Origin of the sequence: Loktanella atrilutea (genome assembly GCF_900128995.1) — a bacterium.
In the GTDB taxonomy this organism is placed as follows: Bacteria; Pseudomonadota; Alphaproteobacteria; order Rhodobacterales; family Rhodobacteraceae; genus Loktanella; species Loktanella atrilutea.
Window position 1 is genome coordinate 1 of sequence record NZ_FQUE01000045.1, and the last position, 1,245, is coordinate 1,245.

The window sequence follows — 1,245 nt, forward strand, 5'->3', positions numbered from 1 at the left end:
AAAGCACCGAAGGTGTGATCCCCATATGGGTCGTTGTCCTCGGTGAAGGTGTCGAACGTCTGCACGGCCCGCATGATCTGCACCTGTGCGCCTGCCGACAGGCTTGCCACGCCGCGCGTCACGACGATCTGGCCGGGAACGGTGAAGTCTGCGCCCCACGTCCTGCGAAAACGGTCGTTCTGCTCTGCGATCTTGGCGGCGCGCTCAATCTCGGCCTGTTCTTCTGCGGTCAAGGCGGTTTGGTCGGTCATGGTTTTGTCCTTTGTGGTGGTGCCGCGTTTCCGATCTGGTGCCGAAACTCGGGCGAGGGGTCAGACGAGGAAGCGCTTCAGCGCGCCCCTCTTCTGAAACCTTGCCTCCCGGCGAGGGCTGGGGGGGAACCGCCGCAATGGGAAAATCAAGCGGACAAGGGGGTGGTGCGGCCCGCAGCGCAAAGCGCGAGGACACGGCCCCGCAGCGCAAAGCGCGAGGACACGGCCCCGCAGGACGCGCAGTATTTTACTGTTGTGGTGGGGGACCGGCGGTCCCCATCTTTCTTTTCTTGGCGGCGCAGCGGCGTTCGGCGCAGTCCGAACCCCGCGCCGCGCCCCAGCGATCGTTACCCGCAAGGGCGCATCGGCACGGACCAGGACGACCATGGCCGAAGGCCCGCAACCTGGCTCGGAGAGACAGGGCGCGGGCCATGCGGAGAGGGAGGATGGGCCGGGACGTTGCGGGCGCAAGCCGGTCTGCCGGCTGGAGCCTGAGAAGCGCGGTGACGCGCCCAAAGGGCAGGCCAGGGGCCACGCCATGCATCGCGGCCACTATTCACAGACCATAAGTCCCTGGATTTGCGCCCAATGAGGTAGTGTAGAAAGAGCCTGCGAAATCACTGTGCGACTTGCTCACGACACAGGCTATCTGGAAAGTGCGGTTCACCTAGATTAGGAGGCGGCATGAATTTCGCTGATTTCTTCCTGTTGTCTGGTTCGGGCCTTGTGGCGGGAGCCGTCAATGCCCTTGCTGGCGGCGGGACAATCTTTACCTTTTCCGCCCTCGTCGCGGTCGGACTGCCAGCTGTGACTGCAAACGCCACGAGCGCCGTGTCTGTGCTGCCCGGACAGATCGCATCAACTACAGCGTACCGCCGCGAAATCGCAGTAGCGTTCCACCGTCTTCTACCGTTTTCGATCATCTCGGCCATCGGCGGCATCGCAGGCAGTTTCTTGCTGCTCAACACCGATGAAAGCGCATTCCGCGCGCTCG

General features: G+C 63.5%; 2 protein-coding genes. One reads left to right on the forward strand and one right to left on the reverse strand.

All coding sequences use genetic code 11. The features are described 5' to 3' along the window. Nucleotides 1-251: DUF3768 domain-containing protein (locus BUA54_RS20460; protein ID WP_143155574.1), on the reverse strand; the 251-nt coding region annotated here is incomplete at its 3' end. A gap of 684 nt (nucleotides 252-935) precedes the next feature. Here BUA54_RS20460 and BUA54_RS20465 point away from each other — a divergent pair. Further along, on the forward strand, nucleotides 936-1,245 hold a 310-nt coding region (locus BUA54_RS20465; RefSeq protein WP_143155575.1), incomplete at its 3' end, for a sulfite exporter TauE/SafE family protein.